General features: G+C 71.9%; 14 protein-coding genes. 11 read left to right on the forward strand and 3 right to left on the reverse strand.

Annotated features, from left to right (window positions below; translation table 11 throughout):
- Positions 1 to 76: 76 nt before the first annotated feature.
- From meaB to ACFVYS_RS20735, 3 genes are read right to left on the reverse strand one after another with little or no spacing between them, the layout of a single operon-like run.
- The gene (gene meaB / locus ACFVYS_RS20725) at positions 77 to 1,063 is read right to left on the reverse strand and encodes a methylmalonyl Co-A mutase-associated GTPase MeaB (RefSeq protein WP_389503952.1); all 987 of its coding nucleotides are present in this window, start codon (positions 1,061 to 1,063) and stop codon (positions 77 to 79) included.
- Positions 1,064 to 1,068: 5 nt separating this feature from the next.
- Positions 1,069 to 3,243, reverse strand: a complete 2,175-nt coding sequence (gene scpA, locus ACFVYS_RS20730) for a methylmalonyl-CoA mutase (protein WP_389503954.1) — start codon at positions 3,241 to 3,243, stop codon at positions 1,069 to 1,071.
- On the reverse strand, positions 3,243 to 5,039 hold the full coding sequence (locus ACFVYS_RS20735; protein WP_389503956.1) for a methylmalonyl-CoA mutase family protein: 1,797 nt from the start codon (positions 5,037 to 5,039) through the stop codon (positions 3,243 to 3,245). The genes scpA and ACFVYS_RS20735 overlap by 1 nt, the downstream gene beginning before the upstream one ends.
- A 258-nt stretch (positions 5,040 to 5,297) precedes the next feature.
- Here ACFVYS_RS20735 and ppk2 point away from each other — a divergent pair, with 258 nt between their 5' ends.
- From ppk2 to ACFVYS_RS20790, 11 genes are all read left to right on the forward strand, one after another.
- A complete protein-coding gene (gene ppk2 / locus ACFVYS_RS20740) occupies positions 5,298 to 6,188 on the forward strand; it encodes a polyphosphate kinase 2 (protein ID WP_389503958.1) in 891 nt (296 codons plus the stop codon).
- A 315-nt stretch (positions 6,189 to 6,503) separates the two neighbouring features.
- Complete coding sequence (locus ACFVYS_RS20745; RefSeq protein ID WP_389503960.1) at positions 6,504 to 6,818, forward strand: DUF6400 family protein; 315 nt, start codon at positions 6,504 to 6,506, stop codon at positions 6,816 to 6,818.
- Complete coding sequence (locus ACFVYS_RS20750; protein ID WP_142267680.1) at positions 6,805 to 7,062, forward strand: hypothetical protein; 258 nt, start codon at positions 6,805 to 6,807, stop codon at positions 7,060 to 7,062. Before ACFVYS_RS20745 ends, ACFVYS_RS20750 begins: the two co-directional genes overlap by 14 nt.
- Before the next feature lie 238 nt (positions 7,063 to 7,300).
- Positions 7,301 to 9,049, forward strand: a complete 1,749-nt coding sequence (locus tag ACFVYS_RS20755; RefSeq protein WP_389503962.1) for an enoyl-CoA hydratase-related protein — start codon at positions 7,301 to 7,303, stop codon at positions 9,047 to 9,049.
- A 74-nt stretch (positions 9,050 to 9,123) separates the two neighbouring features.
- Entirely contained in the window at positions 9,124 to 10,197 is a 1,074-nt protein-coding gene (locus tag ACFVYS_RS20760) for a hydrogenase expression protein HypE (RefSeq protein ID WP_389503964.1), read from the forward strand.
- A gap of 99 nt (positions 10,198 to 10,296) precedes the next feature.
- Positions 10,297 to 12,078 carry a nickel-dependent hydrogenase large subunit gene (locus ACFVYS_RS20765; RefSeq protein WP_389503966.1) on the forward strand — a complete coding sequence of 594 codons (1,782 nt, stop codon included), beginning with the start codon at positions 10,297 to 10,299 and terminating at the stop codon, positions 12,076 to 12,078.
- Positions 12,075 to 12,611, forward strand: a complete 537-nt coding sequence (locus tag ACFVYS_RS20770) for a hypothetical protein (RefSeq protein ID WP_389503968.1) — start codon at positions 12,075 to 12,077, stop codon at positions 12,609 to 12,611. The genes ACFVYS_RS20765 and ACFVYS_RS20770 overlap by 4 nt, the downstream gene beginning before the upstream one ends.
- Positions 12,608 to 13,249, forward strand: a complete 642-nt coding sequence (locus ACFVYS_RS20775; RefSeq protein WP_389503970.1) for a DUF5947 family protein — start codon at positions 12,608 to 12,610, stop codon at positions 13,247 to 13,249. The genes ACFVYS_RS20770 and ACFVYS_RS20775 overlap by 4 nt, the downstream gene beginning before the upstream one ends.
- Positions 13,246 to 13,938 carry a DUF6084 family protein gene (locus ACFVYS_RS20780; protein WP_389503972.1) on the forward strand — a complete coding sequence of 231 codons (693 nt, stop codon included), beginning with the start codon at positions 13,246 to 13,248 and terminating at the stop codon, positions 13,936 to 13,938. Before ACFVYS_RS20775 ends, ACFVYS_RS20780 begins: the two co-directional genes overlap by 4 nt.
- Positions 13,935 to 15,365 (forward strand): hypothetical protein, encoded by a 1,431-nt coding sequence (locus tag ACFVYS_RS20785; protein ID WP_389503974.1) that lies wholly within the window; start codon positions 13,935 to 13,937, stop codon positions 15,363 to 15,365. The genes ACFVYS_RS20780 and ACFVYS_RS20785 overlap by 4 nt, the downstream gene beginning before the upstream one ends.
- Positions 15,362 to 15,913 carry a hydrogenase maturation protease gene (locus ACFVYS_RS20790; protein WP_389503976.1) on the forward strand — a complete coding sequence of 184 codons (552 nt, stop codon included), beginning with the start codon at positions 15,362 to 15,364 and terminating at the stop codon, positions 15,911 to 15,913. The genes ACFVYS_RS20785 and ACFVYS_RS20790 overlap by 4 nt, the downstream gene beginning before the upstream one ends.
- The last annotated feature ends 3 nt before the right edge of the window (positions 15,914 to 15,916 follow it).

The raw sequence follows: 15,916 nt of genomic DNA on the forward strand, positions 1-15,916 counted from the left end.
ACCGGCCCGCCGCGCGCCGGCCCGGGGGAGTACACACCGGCGCGTCGGACTCACGCGAACGGGCGCGAGCGGTTCGTCAGTTCTCCTCTCCGCCGAACACCTTCAGGATGCGCTCCGCGGCCAGGGTGGCCGTCAACTCGCCGTCTCTGACCTGTTGTTCGAGGGCGGGTGCCAGGGACCGTACCGCCGGGGCGGCGTGCAGACGGCCGAGGAGCTCGTCGCGGACCATGGACCAGGTCCAGTCGACCTGCTGCTCGCGGCGCTTGGCGGTGAGCCGGCCGGTGGAGTCGAGCAGCGTGCGGTGCTGTTCGAGGCGCTCCCAGACGGTGTCCAGGCCGGCCGCCTCGCGGGCGCTGCAGCTGAGGACCGGCGGGGTCCAGGCGGCGTCCCTGCCGTGCATGAGCCGCAGGGCGCCCGCCAGTTCACGGGCCGCGGCGCGCGCGTCGCGTTCGTGCGGGCCGTCCGCCTTGTTGACGGCGATGACGTCGGCCAGTTCCAGGACGCCCTTCTTGATGCCCTGGAGCTGGTCGCCGGTGCGGGCGAGGGTGAGCAGCAGGAAGGAGTCGACCATGTTGGCGACCGCGGTCTCCGACTGGCCGACGCCGACGGTCTCCACCAGGACGACGTCGTAGCCCGCGGCCTCCATCACCACGATCGACTCGCGCGTCGCCTTGGCCACCCCGCCCAGTGTGCCCGAGGTCGGGGAGGGGCGGACGAAGGCCGCCGGGTCGACGGCCAGGCGTTCCATCCGCGTCTTGTCGCCGAGGATCGAGCCGCCGGTCCGGCTGGAGGACGGGTCCACGGCGAGCACCGCGACCCGGTGGCCGAGCGCGGTGAGCATGGTGCCGAACGCGTCGATGAACGTCGACTTGCCCACGCCCGGCACCCCGCTGACGCCGATCCGCCGCGCCTTGCCGCTGTGCGGAAGCAGCTCGGTCAGCAACCCCTGGGCCAGCGCGCGGTGGTCGGGCCGGGTGGACTCGACCAGCGTGATCGCACGGGCCACCAGGGCCCGCTTGCCGTCGAGTACACCCTTCACATACGTGTCGAGGTCGATGGCCATGGGGCTTACAGTTCGTGCCCGAGGCCGGCCGACAGCCGTTCGACCAGATCGTAGGCCGCGTCCGGGATCACCGTCCCGGGCGGGAAGACGGCCGCCGCGCCCATCTCCAGGAGCGTCGGCACGTCCTGCGGCGGGATCACTCCGCCGACCACGATCATGATGTCCTCGCGTCCCTCCTCGGCGAGTTGCTCGCGCAGCGCCGGTATGAGGGTGAGGTGTCCGGCGGCCAGTGACGAGACGCCGACGATGTGCACGTCCGCCTCGACGGCCTGGCGGGCCACTTCGCCCGGCGTCTGGAAGAGCGGGCCGACGTCGACGTCGAAGCCGAGGTCGGCGAAGGCGGTGGCGATCACCTTCTGGCCGCGGTCGTGGCCGTCCTGGCCCATCTTGGCGACCAGGATGCGCGGACGGCGGCCCTCGGCCTCCTCGAAGGCGTCCACCAGGGTACGGGTGCGTTCCACGGACGGTGACTCCCCGGCTTCGGTGCGGTACACGCCGGAGATGGTACGGATCTGGCTCGCGTGGCGCCCGTACACCTTCTCCAGGGCGTCGGAGATCTCCCCGACGGTGGCCATCGCGCGGGCCGCGTTGACCGCCAGCTCCAGCAGGTTGCCCTCGCCGGCGGCGGCGCGGGTGAGGGCGTCCAGCGAGTCCTGGCAGGCGGTCTCGTCGCGTTCCGCGCGCAGGCGCCGCAGCTTGGCGATCTGCTGGGTGCGCACGGAGGAGTTGTCGACCTTGAGGACGTCGATCTGCTCGTCGGTCTCGACACGGTACTTGTTGACGCCGATCACCGGCTGGCGCCCGGAGTCGATGCGGGCCTGGGTGCGGGCCGCCGCCTCCTCGATGCGCAGCTTGGGGATGCCGGCGTCGATCGCCTTGGCCATGCCGCCCGCCGCCTCCACCTCCTGGATGTGCTGCCAGGCCCGGCGGGCGAGGTCGTACGTCAGCTTCTCGACGTACGCGCTGCCGCCCCACGGGTCGATCACCCGGGTGGTGCCGGACTCCTGCTGGATCAGCAGCTGGGTGTTGCGGGCGATGCGCGCCGAGAAGTCGGTGGGCAGCGCGAGCGCCTCGTCCAGGGCGTTGGTGTGCAGCGACTGCGTGTGGCCCTGCGTCGCGGCCATGGCCTCCACGGCCGTACGCGTCACGTTGTTGAACACGTCCTGCGCGGTCAGCGACCAGCCGGAGGTCTGCGAATGGGTGCGCAGGGACAGCGACTTGGGGTTCTGCGGGTCGAACTGCCGCACCAGCTTCGCCCACAGCAGGCGGGCCGCGCGCAGCTTGGCGATCTCCATGAAGAAGTTCATGCCGATCGCCCAGAAGAACGACAGCCGGGGCGCGAACGCGTCCACGTCCAGGCCCACTTCACGGCCCGCGCGGATGTACTCCACGCCGTCCGCGAGCGTGTACGCCAGCTCCAGGTCGGCTGTCGCGCCCGCCTCCTGGATGTGATAGCCGGAGATCGAGATGGAGTTGTAGCGGGGCATCCGCTGCGAGGTGTAGGCGAAGATGTCGGAGATGATCCGCATCGACGGCTTCGGCGGATAGATGTAGGTGTTGCGGACCATGAACTCTTTGAGGATGTCGTTCTGGATGGTCCCGGCCAGCTTCTCCGCCGGGACGCCCTGTTCCTCGGCGGCCACGATGTAGAGGGCGAGGACCGGCAGTACGGCGCCGTTCATCGTCATCGACACGGTCATCCTGTCCAGCGGGATGCCGTCGAAGAGCTGCCGCATGTCGAGGATGGAGTCGATGGCCACGCCCGCCATGCCGACGTCACCCGTGACCCGGGGGTGGTCGCTGTCGTAGCCGCGGTGGGTGGGCAGGTCGAAGGCGACCGACAGGCCCTTCTGGCCGGCCGCCAGGTTGCGGCGGTAGAAGGCGTTGGACTCCTCGGCGGTGGAGAAGCCGGCGTACTGGCGGATCGTCCAGGGCTGGTTGACGTACATCGTCGGGTACGGACCGCGCAGATACGGGGCGATGCCCGGGTAGGTGCCCAGGAAGTCCAGGCCCTCCAGGTCGCGGCCCGTGTACAGGGGCTTGACCGCGATGCCCTCCGGCGTCTCCCACAGCGGCTCGTCACCGCCGGTGGCCTGCTTGACGGCCGTACGCCACTCGTCGGCGCCGCCGTCGGCGGCCGGGGTCCCCAGTTCGATGCCGGAGAAGTCGGGGATTCCCATCAGGACACTCCCATGCGGTCGAGGGCGGCGGAGAGCACGGCGACGGCGTCGCAGCCCGCGAAGACGTACGCGTCGACTCCCGGGTACTGCCCCGGGCGGCCCGCCAGGAACACGTGCGAGGCACCCGCGTCCTTGAGCTCCTGGGCCAGGGTCGCCGCCTGTTCCTCGTACAGCGCGTCGCTGGAGCAGAGGACGGCCTCGGTGGCACCGCTGTCCGCGAAGGAGCCTTCCGTGACGGGCTCGATGCCGCCGGCCTGGAACAGGTTCGCGGCGAAGCCGACGCGGGCGGTGTGCGCGGCGGCGGGGCCGAGCGCGGCCAGATAGACCCGAGGGCGGGATCCGGTCGCCGCCAGGTGGGCGTCGGAGCGGGCGCGCAGCACCTCGTACGCCTCGTCGCGCCGTACCCGGGGCAGCCCGCCGGAGCGGGGTGCGGGGGCGGGGGCGCGCTCCACCGGACGCTCATCGAGGTTCGGGAACTCGCTGACGCCGGTGATGGGCTCGCGCCGCTTGGCCAGCTTCGCGCTCCGGGCCGCCCAGGTGTCCGCCAGGTCCTGGCCGATCCGGCCCGAGCGCAGCGCGGCCGCCTGGCCGCCCGTCCGCTCGATCTCCTGGAAGAACTCCCAGCCCGCGTGGGCGAGTTCGTCGGTGAGCCGCTCCACGTACCAGGAGCCGCCGGCCGGGTCGACGACCCGGGACAGGTACGACTCCTCGATGAGGATCGTGGACGTGTTGCGGGCGATGCGCCGCGCGAAGGCGTCCGGCAGGCCGAGGGCGTGGTCGAAGGGCAGCACGGTCACCGCGTCGGCGCCCCCCACCCCGGCCGCCAGCGTGGCGACGGTCGTGCGCAGCATGTTCACCCAGGGGTCGCGACGGGACATCATCACGGGCGAGGTCACGGCGTGCTGCACCTGTCCGACCGCGGTCCCGCAGACCTCGGTGACCCGCGCCCACAGCCGTCGCGCGGCCCGCAGCTTGGCCACGGTCAGGAACTGGTCGGCGGTGGCCGCGTACCGGAACTCCAGCTGGGCGCAGGCGTGTTCCACCGGCAGGCCCGCCTCGGTCAGCTCCCGCAGATACGCCACCGCGGTCGCCATCGAACAGCCCAGCTCCTGCGCGGCCGAACCGCCGGCCTCGTGATACGGCAGCGCGTCCACGGTCACCGCCCGCAGGCCCGGATACGCCTCGGCGCACCGGCGCGCGAGACCGGCCACGGGCGCGAAGTCGTACCCCCGGCCGGTACGGGCCTCGTGGCCCAGCGGGTCGGCACCGAGGTTGCCGCGCGCCGCCTCCCTGGCGACGCCCCGCTCCTCGTACAGCCGCAGCAACTCCTGTGCGGCGGACTCGACGTCACTCCCGGCGTCCAGGACGACGGGCGCCAGGTCGAGATACACGCCGTCGAGGACCCGGCCGAGCGAGGCGACCGGAATGCCGCCGTCGCCGAGGACCAGCCAGAGCGACGTGACGCCGTTCTCCAGATCGGCGAGGACCGCGCCGTCGGCCGTGTGCTGCTGGCGTACGTCCCAGCCGCCGACCGAGTTGCCCTCCGCACGGCCGCCGCGGACGAACGGTGCGAAACCGGGCAGGCCGGGGTCGGGTGCGGTGTCGTGCGCGCTGTACAGGGGCCGGAGGTGAAGCCCGTCCTCCAGCGCGGTGGACAGGGCCTCCTGGGCTGCCGCGTCCGAGACGTCCCTGCCCGACTTGCGCAGCACACCCGCCACGAGGCGTTGCCACTGCTCATGGGTCGCGTCAGGGAACTCGGCGGCCAGCGAAAGCCCGTCGTCGGGCAGGACCGTCATGCTCGGATGCTAGGCCAGAGGGGCCGAGCGACAGCAGAGGGGGCGGCTGTGACCTTGGCCGCTTGACCCCTGTGACCTCGGCCTCTCCGGGCCGCGCGGGCACGTTCGGCAGGCGCGGGGGCATGGCGGTGAGCCCGGGGCGGCGCGCGGCCGGGGAGGGCCGGGGGGAACATCGCCCGGCGCCCCCTCGCCGCAGCGGACACCTGTGCTTCGCGCGCCGTTCGCCCCCTGTACGCACCTGCTTGCTTCCATCGCGAGATGGACCAACTGCTGTCAGGGGTGCGCGTCGACTACACGGACCACGACGATCCGGTGCTGATCCGGCCGGACGGAACTCCCGTGGACACCTGGCGGGAGAACTACCCGTACGACCAGCGCATGGAGCGCAAGGAGTACGACCTGCACAAGCGGCTCCAACAGATAGAACTGCTGAAGCTGCAGAGCTGGATCAAGGAGACCGGGCGCCGGCTCGTCATCGTCTTCGAGGGCCGTGACGCCGCGGGCAAGGGCGGCACCATCAAGCGGTTCACCGAGCACCTCAACCCGCGCGGTGCCCGTGTGGTCGCGCTGGAGAAGCCGACCGAACGCGAGCGCGGACAGTGGTACTTCCAGCGCTACGTCGAGCATCTGCCGACCGCCGGCGAGATCGTCCTGCTGGACCGGTCCTGGTACAACCGGGCCGGTGTGGAGCGGGTGATGGACTTCTGCACGGACGACGAGTACCGCCGTTTCATGCGCCAGGCACCCCTGTTCGAGCGGATGCTCGTGGACGACGGGGTCGAACTGGTCAAGTTCTGGTTCTCCGTGTCGCAGAGCGAGCAGCGCACACGGTTCACGATCCGCCAGGTCGATCCCGTACGGCAGTGGAAACTCAGCCCGATGGACCTGGCCTCCCTCGACCTCTGGGACGACTACACCGCCGCCAAGGTGGCCATGTTCCGTGAGACGGACACCGAACACGCCCCGTGGACGGTGGTGAAGAGCAACGACAAGAAGCGCGCCCGCGTGGAGGCCATGCGCAGTGTCCTGGCCCGCTTCGACTACACGGACAAGGACGACGAGGTCGTCGGCCGCCCCGACCCGCGGATCATCGGCGAGGCGGCCACCCTGCTGGAGGCGGGCGAGGACGACACCGCGCACGAGTGGTGACGGGACGGGTGGCAGCCACCACGGTCGGTGCGGGTGCGGGTGCGGGTGCGGGTGCGGGTGCGGGTGCGGGTGCGACCACACCACGGCGTCCGCGATGAGTGTCGCGGTCACCGGGCCCGCGGGCGGCAAGGCGCCGGCGGCGGTCCGCCGAGGGGCCCGGTGGGCGCCGTGACACCGCTCCGCGTCCGGTCCGCCGCACCGGGTCCGGAACACGGCCGTGAGTCCCGACCGGGGAGGCCGGGGCGTCCACGGACCGCTGTGACTTCTCCCACCTGCTCTTGTCCCGGCGAGGAAGGCTTACCTACGTTCGGTCACATGTCCCCCCATGATCGCGCCCTTCCTGACGAGCCGGACGAATCCGGCGCGGCGGGCCGGCCCACCGCGAACCGGCCCGGCGTCCACCCCTCGTCCGACCTGACCATCGACCTGACCGCGCACGAGATGCTCCGGCGCGCCCATGTCCTGGACGCTCTCGGCCCCGACTGGGACCCCGTGGCCGTGCTGCGCGACGAGGAGGCGGCGTACGAGCTGCTGTACTCCGGCCTCGACGCGGAGCAGCAGCGCGTGTACGACGAGCTGGTCGCGGCCGGTGTGCTGCCGCGCCGAGGAGGTGGCCATGCTGCCGCTTGACCCCCAGGCCGACATCGGGCGCCGGGCCTGGGTGGCCTGCCCCAACTGTGACGACCGTCGTGGCTGCGCCACCTGCGAACAGGGCCGCACCTGCTCCGAGCACTGGCGCTACCTGCTCTCCAACGCCGGCAGCCTGCTCCACCTCCAGTGCCGGTCGTGCACCCACATCTGGGCGCACGAGACCCATTTCGGCGCCACCCGCTCCCCGTGGGAACGCATCACCAGCGGCCTGCGACGACGGTGATCCCCTGCGGCGGCCCACCCGGGACGCCGGGGCCGGGGTTCCCGCGCCGCCGTCGATGAGGCGAGCGCCGCGGGTGAGGTGAGGGCCGGTGGGGGACACCCGGACGCCGGACGCCTGCCCGCTTTCGGATGATTTCGGATGATCCGACCGCCTGTCGTCGAGGGGCGGCGGGCCACCCGGGCCGAGGATCACGTCGGCGGCCATTTCTGCCTGCCGTTCGTCCCGCCCGGAGGCAGCCGTGCACATCCTGCTCCTAGCCAGCGCGTTCAACAGCCTCACCCAGCGCGTCCACGCCGAGCTGCGCGACCGCGGCCATCGGGTGGCGGTGGAACTCGCCCTGCCGGGCAGCTCGCTGCCGGACGCCGTACGACGGCACGCACCGCAGCTCGTCGTGGCGCCGATGCTGAAGTCCGTGATCCCCGAGGAGGTCTGGGCGGCGTACACGTGCCTCGTCGTGCACCCGGGACCCGTGGGCGACCGTGGTCCGTCCTCCCTGGACTGGGCGATCCACGAGGGCATCGACGAGTGGGGTGTCACCGTCCTCCAGGCCGACGGGGAGATGGACGGCGGCGACGTGTGGGCCTGTGTGCCCTGTCGGCTGCCTCGGGTGTCCAAGAGCGAGCTGTACCGGGGCGAGGTCGCCGACGCCGCGCTGGAAGCCGTCCTGCTGGCGGTGGAGCGCTTCGCCGGGGGCACCTACGTGCCGTGCGAGCAGGACACGGTCCGCGCGGCCGACGCCCGCCTGCGCCCGCGTCCGTACCTGGACCAGAGTGTCCGGCGCATCGACTGGGCCGAGGACGCGACCGGGACCGTCCTGCGCAAGCTGAGGGCGGCGGACTCGCAGCCCGGTGTGCTGGACACGCTGCTCGGCGGCGAGTGGTACCTGCACGGCGGTCACCCCGAGAACGTGTTGCGCGGCCGCCCGGGCGAGCTGCTGGCGACCCGGGCCGGAGCGGTCTCCCGGGCCACCAGGGACGGCGCCGTGTGGATCCCGGAGCTGCGGGCCCGCCGGCTGCCCGGGCGGCCGCCGACGTACAAGCTGCCCGCGGTCGCGGCCCTCGGCGACCGGCTGCCGCCCCTGCCCGAGGTGCCGGAGGCCACCTGGGCGGACATCCGCTACCGGGAGAGCGGCGAGGTGGGCTTCCTGTCCTTCTCCTTCCCCGGTGGCGCCATGAGCACCGAGCAGTGCCGCCGGCTGCTGGACGCCTACCGGGAGGCGTGCGCCCGGCCCACGTCGGTGCTGGTGCTGGGCGGCGAGCGGGACTTCTTCTCCAACGGGATCCACCTCAACGTCATCGAGGCGGCCGACGACCCCGCCGCCGAGTCCTGGGCGAACATCAACGCCATCGACGACCTGGTCGAGGCGGTCCTGACGACGACCGACCGGCTGGTGGTCGCGGCGGTCGCGGGCAACGCGGCGGCGGGCGGGGTGATGCTCGCCCTGGCGGCGGACGAGGTGTGGTGCCGCTCGGGTGCCGTGCTGAACCCGCACTACCGGCTGATGGGCCTGTACGGCTCGGAGTACTGGACGTACACCCTGCCCCGCCGGGCGGGCCCGGCGGTGGCCGAACGCCTCGCGCGGGAGGCGCTGCCGGTGAGCGCGGCGAGCGCGCTGGGTCTCGGGCTCGTCGACCGGGTGGTGGACGCCGGGCCGGGAGCCTTCGCTGCGGAGGTCGGCCGCCTGGCCGCGCAGCTGGCCGCCCGGCCGGCGACGGGGACCCGGATCGCCGCGAAGAAGACGGAGCTGGAGCGTCGGGAGGGCGAAACCCCGCTGGCCGCGTACCGGGAGCGGGAGCTCGCCCGGATGCGGCGGACCTTCGACGACCCGGACGCCCCGTACCACGCGCTGCGCCGGGCGTTCGTCCACAAGGAACGGCCCGCGGGCACCCCGGCGCACCTGGCCGCCTCTCAAACCGATCCGGGTCCGTCTGCCGCCGAATTCACCGCAATGGCCCCGCATGGCATCCCGTCGCGGCCCGTCGGCTGATAACAAGAATCCGATGAACGCGGAAAGTCCCGAAATGGGGCTTTCATTCCTCACCTCCCCAGGAGGCGGTCCCCATGACTGAGGCGACGACGAAGACGGTCGGCGCTGCGCCCGCCGACGAGACACCCACGATCCACATTCTCTGGATCAACGCGGGGCTGAGCTGCGACGGCGACTCGGTCGCGTTGACGGCGGCGATGCAGCCCAGCATCGAGGAGATCGTGCTCGGCGCGCTGCCGGGGCTGCCGAAGATCGCCGTCCACTGGCCGCTGATCGACTTCGAGTGCGGTCCGGTCGGCGGCGCGGACACGTTCATCGAGTGGTTCTTCAAGGGCGAGCGGGGCGAGATCGACCCGTTCGTGCTGGTCGTCGAGGGCTCCATCCCGAACGAGGCGATCAAGCCCGAGGGCTACTGGTGCGGCTTCGGCGACAACCCGGAGACCGGCCAGCCGATCACCACCAGCGAGTGGATCGACCGGCTCGCCCCCAAGGCGCTGGCGGTCGTCGCCATCGGCACCTGTGCCACCTACGGCGGCATCCACGCCATGGCGGGCAACCCGACCGGCGCCATGGGCCTGCCGGACTATCTCGGCTGGGACTGGAAGTCCCAGGCCGGCATCCCCATCGTGTGCGTCCCCGGCTGTCCGATCCAGCCCGACAACTTCTCCGAGACGCTCACGTACCTGCTCTACCAGGCGACCGGCGCCGCCCCGATGATCCCGCTGGACGACAAGCTGCGTCCCACCTGGCTGTTCGGGGCCACCGTCCACGAGGGCTGCGACCGCGCGGGCTACTACGAGCAGGGTGAGTTCGCCCTGTCGTACGACTCGCCGAAGTGCCTGGTGAAGCTGGGCTGTTGGGGTCCGGTCGTCAAGTGCAACGTGCCCAAGCGCGGGTGGATGAACGGCATCGGCGGCTGTCCGAACGTCGGCGGCATCTGCATCGCCTGCACCATGCCCGGGTTCCCCGACAAGTTCATGCCGTTCATGGACGAGCCGCCCGGAGCCAAGCTCTCCAGCACGGCCAGCGGCGCCTACGGAGCCGTGGTCCGCAAGCTGCGCTCGATCACGGCGAAGACGGTGGACAAGGAGCCCAAGTGGCGCCGCACCGGCGAGAAGATCACCACCGGCTACCGGCCTCCCTGGTGACGCCCCACCGCGAGTGACCCGCTTCCGCTTCGCGCACCCGCTTCTGCTTCGCGCACCCCCACAACCGAACCCCGCGCAACGAAGGGCACGGCAAAGACGATGGCAACGACGAAGGCGGCCGGAGACGGCAGCGGCCTGGTGGAGATGGCCTGGGACCCGATCACCCGGATCGTGGGCTCCCTCGGCATCCACACGAAGATCGACTTCAAGCAGAAGCGGGTCGCGGAGTGCTACAGCACCTCGTCGGTCTTCCGCGGCTACAGCGTCTTCATGCGCGGCAAGGACCCCCGCGACGCCCACTTCATCACCAGCCGCATCTGCGGGATCTGCGGCGACAACCACGCCACCTGCTCGGTGTACGCGCAGAACATGGCGTACGGCGTGAAGCCCCCGCACCTCGCCGAGTGGATCATCAACCTCGGCGAGTCCGCGGAGTACATGTTCGACCACAACATCTTCCAGGAGAACCTGGTCGGGGTCGACTACTGCGAGAAGATGGTCAGGGAGACCAACCCCGGCGTCCTCGAACTCGCCGAACGCACCGAGGCCCCGCACGCGGCCGAGCACGGCTACCGCACCATCGCCGACATCATGCGCTCGCTCAACCCCCTCGAAGGCGAGTTCTACCGCGAGGCCCTCCAGGTCAGCCGGTACACGCGCGAGATGTTCTGTCTGATGGAGGGCCGCCACGTGCACCCCTCCACGCTCTACCCGGGCGGCGTCGGCACCATCGCCTCGGTACAGCTCTTCACGGACTACCTCAGCCGCCTGATGCGCTACGTCGAGTTCATGAAGCGGGTCGTGCCGCTGCACGACGACCTGTTCGACTTCTTCTACGAGGCGCTGCCGGGCTACGAGGAAGTGGGCCGCCGCCGGGTCCTGCTCGGCTGCTGGGGCGCGCTCAACGACCCCGAGTACTGCGACTTCACCTACGCCAACATGTCCGACTGGGGCCGGCGGATGTTCGTCACGCCCGGTGTCATCGTGGACGGCAAGCTCGTCACCAACGACCTCACCGACATCAACCTCGGCATCCGCATCCTGCTGGGCAGCTCGTACTACGAGGACTGGCAGGGCCAGGAGCAGTTCGTCACCCACGACCCGCTCGGCAACCCGGTGGACCCGCGCCACCCGTGGAACCAGCACACCATCCCCGCCCCGCAGAAGCGGAACTTCGACGACAAGTACAGCTGGGTCATGTCCCCGCGCTGGTTCGACGGCAAGGACCACCTCGCCCTGGACACCGGCGGCGGCCCCATCGCCCGCCTGTGGTCCACGGCGCTGTCCGGGCTCGTCGACATCGGGTACGTCAAGGCCACCGGCCACAGCGTGGTCATCAACCTGCCGCGCACCATGACCAAGCCGGAGACCAGCTTCGAGTGGAAGATCCCGAAGTGGTCCAACGCCCTGGAGCGCAACCGCGCGCGCACCTACTTCCAGGCGTACGCCGCCGCGGTCGCCCTGCACTGCGCGGAGAAGGGCCTGGCGGAGGTCCGCGCCGGACGCACCCAGACCTGGGAGAAGTTCGAGGTCCCGGACGAGGGGCTCGGCGTCGGCTTCACCGAGGCGGTCCGCGGCGTCCTCTCGCACCACATGGTGATCCGCGACGGCAAGATCGCCAACTACCACCCGTACCCGCCCACTCCCTGGAACGCCAGCACCAGGGACACCTTCGGCACGCCCGGCCCTTACGAGGACGCCGTGCAGAACACCCCCATCTTCGAGGAGAACACCCCGGAGAACTTCAAGGGCATCGACATCATGCGCGCCGTCCGCAGCTTCGACCCCTGTCTGCCCTGCGGCGTCCACATGTACGTCGGGGGCGGCAAGACGGTGAAGTCCATGCACGTGCCCACCGGCCTGAGCGGACTGGGCGGATGAGCGCGCCCACGGCGGCGCGACCCGTCGACGCGGAGCAGACCGGACGCCGTGTCGAGGAGGTGCTGGACCGGCTGGCCGCGAGCGGTGACCCGGCCGCCGCCGAGGCGGCCGAGGAACTGGTCCGCTCCCTCATGGACTTCTACGGCGCCGGACTGGCCCGCGTCCTCCACCTGCTGTCCGCCGCCCCGGACGGCGACCCGCTGGCGGCCCTGCTCGGCGACGAACTCGTCGCGGGCCTCCTCGTTCTGCACGACCTGCACCCCGAGGACCGCGACACCCGCATCACCCGGGCCCTCGACAGCGTCCGCGAACACGCCCTGGCCGTCGTGGACTTCGACGAGAAGAGCGGCGCCCTGACCCTGCGGGCCCGGGAGGCCGGCGGCTGCGGATGCGGGTCCGCCGACAGCGCCCGGGAGGCCGCGCGCGCGGCCCTCGCCTGCTTCGCACCGGAGGTCGGCGCGGTCGACGTACAGACCGCGCCCGCGGGGCCCACGCTCCTGCAGATCGGCACGGCACCGACGGGCGCCCGATGACGGCGTCCCCGGCGACGCGCACACCCGCCCTGCGGAGATTCCTCACCGAGCGACCGCCGCGGCCCGAACGGTGCGAGCTGTGCGCCGTGCCGGTCGAGGCGGACCACCGCCATCTGGTCGACACCGAGAAACGTGCCCTGGTCTGCGCCTGTACCGCCTGCGCCCTGCTGATGCAGCAGCAGGGCGCCGCCGCGGGCCGCTTCCGCACGGTCCCGGCCCGCTACCTCACCGACCCCGGACATCGTCTCGACGAGAGCGCGTGGGAGGCGTTGCAGATCCCGGTCGGCGTCGCCTTCCTCTTCCGCAACGCCGCGCTCGACCGGCTGGTCGCCCTCTACCCGAGCCCGGCCGGAGCCACTGAGAGCGAACTCGAACCGGCCACCTGGACGACGGTCCTCGGCGGCAGCCGTCTCGCGGGACTGCTCGAACCCGACGTCGAGGCGCTGCTGCTGCGCCGCGCCGACGGCCGCTTCGAATGCCACCTCGTACCGATCGACATCTGCTACGAACTGGTGGGCCGCATGCGCCTGTTGTGGCAGGGCTTCGACGGCGGGGCCGAGGCCCGGGCGGCGCTGGACGCGTTCTTCGCGGACGTCGCGCGGCGCGCCCGGCCGGTGGACGAGGCGGTGCGGCCATGACGGAGTTCTCCTTCGCCTGCACCGGCGTCCGCGCCGACCGCTACGCCGCCGGACCCACCCTCGTCTTCCGGCTGCGCGTCACCGCCGCGGACGCCGCGCGGGTGCACGCCCTCGCGCTGCGCTGCCAGATCCGCATCGAACCCGCCCGCCGCGGCTACGAGTCCGCCGAGGCCGACGGGCTGGTGGATCTGTTCGGCGAGCGCTCGCGCTGGGGCAGCACGCTCCAGCCGGTGCAGTTCGCGCAGATCTCGCTCATGGTCCCCGGCTTCACCGGAGAGACCGAAACCGACCTCGTCGTCCCGTGCACCTACGACATGGACATCGCGGCGACCCGCTACCTGGACGCCCTCACCACCGGAGAGGTCCCGCTGCTGATGCTGTTCTCCGGTACGGCGTTCGTCGGCGAAGGCGGTTTCCGGGTCGAGCCGGTGCCGTGGGACCGGGAGGCGGTGTTCCGGATGCCGGTCGCGACCTGGCGGGAGATGGTCGAGCAGCACTTCCCCGGATGCGGCTGGATCAGGCTGCCGCGCGACACCATGGACGCCCTCCTCGCCTACCGCTCCCGGCACGCGCTGCCCTCCTGGGACGCCACCCTCAAGGCCCTGCTCGACGGCAGCGGCGACACGGACCCGCCCCGGCGCGACGCGCTGCGCGCGCTCACCGCCACCACCGGAAGGACGGATCCGTGACCGTGACCGCGTTTGCCTCCGAGACGCAGGAGCGGTTCGCCCTCGCCCGGCAGGTGGCCGACGCCGTCCTCTTCGAGGGCTATGTGCTCTACCCGTACCGCGCCTCGGCGGCCAAGAACCGGCTGCGCTGGCAGTTCGGGGTGCTGGTGCCGCCCGGCTGGGGCGCCGAATGCGAGGAGCACGACTTCCAGCACACCGAATGCCTGATGGAACCGAAGGCGGGCGCGACCCTCTCCGTCGAGGTGCGCTTCCTGCACGCCCGACGGCGCACCGTGCAGCGGGTACGTCCGGACGGCGGATTCGACACGGTCGCCGAACTTCGCCTCGACGACCGGGTGCTGGTGCCCTGGGACGAGGGAGGCGAGGAGCGGGTCGAGGTGGTCGCCCCGGTGGACGAACTCCTCGGCGACGGCGTCACCCATCCCTTCCGGCGCCCCGCCCGCGAGGACACCGAACCCGTCCAGGACGCGGCCGGCCGCACCGTCGGCCGGCTCCTGCGGCGGTGCGAGGAGATCAGCGGGACGATCCGGCTGTCCGCCCGCGAACTCGACGGCCCCTACCGGGCCCTGCGGCTGACCGCCGTCGTCGAGAACACCAGTGACTGGACACCGTCCGAGGTACGCGACGCCGGCCGGGACGCGGCGCTGCCGCACTCCCTGGTGGCCACCCATCTCCTCATGGGCCTCAGCGCCGGATCGTTCCTGTCCATGACCGATCCTCCCGAGTGGGCGAAGGGCGCGGTGGCCGCCTGCCGCAACCTGCACACCTGGCCCGTGCTCGCCGGCGAAACCGGCACCGCCGACCTCGTGCTGTCCTCGCCGATCATCCTGGAGGACCATCCGGCCATCGCACCGGAGAGTCCCGGCGCGCTCTACGACGCCACCGAGATCGACGAGATCCTCGCGCTGCGCACCGCGGCCCTCACCGACGAGGAGAAACGCGAGGCCCGCGGTACCGACGAGCGGGCGGCCGCCGTGATCGAGCTGGCGGACTCGATGCCGGCCGAGGTCCTGGAGCGGCTGCACGGGGCGGTGCGCAGTCTGCGCGAGGCGACCGGCCCGGCCCCCGTCACCGCGGACGTCGGCTTCCCCGACGAGCACGGGGTGCAGCGTCCGGACACCCCCTGGTGGGACCCCGCGAGCGAGGCGGGCTTCGACCCGGCGAAGGACCACGTGCTGGTGGACGGCCGGCCGGTGGGCAAGGGCAGCCGCGTCGAGCTGCGCCCGGGTCTGCGGCGCACCGACGCGCAGGACATCTTCCTGCGCGGCCGCACCGCGACGGTCGAGGCGGTGCTGCACGACGTCGACGGCGGCGTGCACCTGGCGGTCACGGTCGACGGTGACCCGGGCGCCGACATCCGCCGTGAGCAGGGCCGGTTCCTGTACTTCCAGCCCGACGAGGTCACCCTGCCGGAGGACGACGCATGAACCTTCCCGCACCGGCAGCTCCGAGGACGCTCGTGGCGGGCATCGGCAACATCTTCCTCACGGACGACGGCTTCGGTGTGGAGACCGCCCGCCGGCTCGCCGAGCGCGACCTGCCCGGACACGTCGAGGTCGTGGACATCGGCGTGCGCGGGGTGCACCTCGCCTACCAGCTCCTGGACGGCTACGACACCCTCGTCCTGGTGGACGCCACCGCGCGCGGCGAAGCCCCCGGCACGCTGTACGTGATCGAACACGACGTCGGCGGCGCCGGCCCGCCGCCCGGCACGCCCGCCCTGGACGGCCACCGGATGACCCCCGACACCGTCCTGGCGCTGCTGGGCACCCTGTGCGCCGGGACCGGCGGCGAACCGCCATGGCGCGTCCTGGTCGTCGGATGCGAACCGGCCACGGTGGACGAGGGCATCGGCCTCAGCCCGCCGGTGTCCGACGCCGTACCGGAGGCCGTCCGGCTGATCGAAGAGCTGCTGCGGCACGGGGAGCCGGGAGAGTCCGCGCCGCGGGCCACGGCCGACGGGATGTCGACATGAGGA

The organism is Streptomyces sp. NPDC058295, assembly GCF_042880655.1.
GTDB classification, from domain to species: domain Bacteria; phylum Actinomycetota; class Actinomycetes; order Streptomycetales; family Streptomycetaceae; genus Streptomyces; species Streptomyces coriariae.

Bases quoted from the DNA above. Each gene is read 5' to 3' on its own strand.
- ACFVYS_RS20770 (WP_389503968.1), top strand. From the start codon at position 12,075: ATGAGCGCGCCCACGGCGGCGCGACCCGTCGACGCGGAGCAGACCGGA.
- meaB (WP_389503952.1), bottom strand. From the start codon at position 1,063: ATGGCCATCGACCTCGACACGTATGTGAAGGGTGTACTCGACGGCAAG.
- ACFVYS_RS20775 (WP_389503970.1), top strand. From the start codon at position 12,608: ATGACGGCGTCCCCGGCGACGCGCACACCCGCCCTGCGGAGATTCCTC.
- ACFVYS_RS20780 (WP_389503972.1), top strand. From the start codon at position 13,246: ATGACGGAGTTCTCCTTCGCCTGCACCGGCGTCCGCGCCGACCGCTAC.
- scpA (WP_389503954.1), bottom strand. From the start codon at position 3,243: ATGGGAATCCCCGACTTCTCCGGCATCGAACTGGGGACCCCGGCCGCC.
- ACFVYS_RS20735 (WP_389503956.1), bottom strand. From the start codon at position 5,039: ATGACGGTCCTGCCCGACGACGGGCTTTCGCTGGCCGCCGAGTTCCCT.
- ppk2 (WP_389503958.1), top strand. From the start codon at position 5,298: ATGGACCAACTGCTGTCAGGGGTGCGCGTCGACTACACGGACCACGAC.
- ACFVYS_RS20790 (WP_389503976.1), top strand. From the start codon at position 15,362: ATGAACCTTCCCGCACCGGCAGCTCCGAGGACGCTCGTGGCGGGCATC.
- ACFVYS_RS20760 (WP_389503964.1), top strand. From the start codon at position 9,124: ATGACTGAGGCGACGACGAAGACGGTCGGCGCTGCGCCCGCCGACGAG.
- ACFVYS_RS20750 (WP_142267680.1), top strand. From the start codon at position 6,805: ATGCTGCCGCTTGACCCCCAGGCCGACATCGGGCGCCGGGCCTGGGTG.
- ACFVYS_RS20765 (WP_389503966.1), top strand. From the start codon at position 10,297: ATGGCAACGACGAAGGCGGCCGGAGACGGCAGCGGCCTGGTGGAGATG.
- ACFVYS_RS20745 (WP_389503960.1), top strand. From the start codon at position 6,504: ATGTCCCCCCATGATCGCGCCCTTCCTGACGAGCCGGACGAATCCGGC.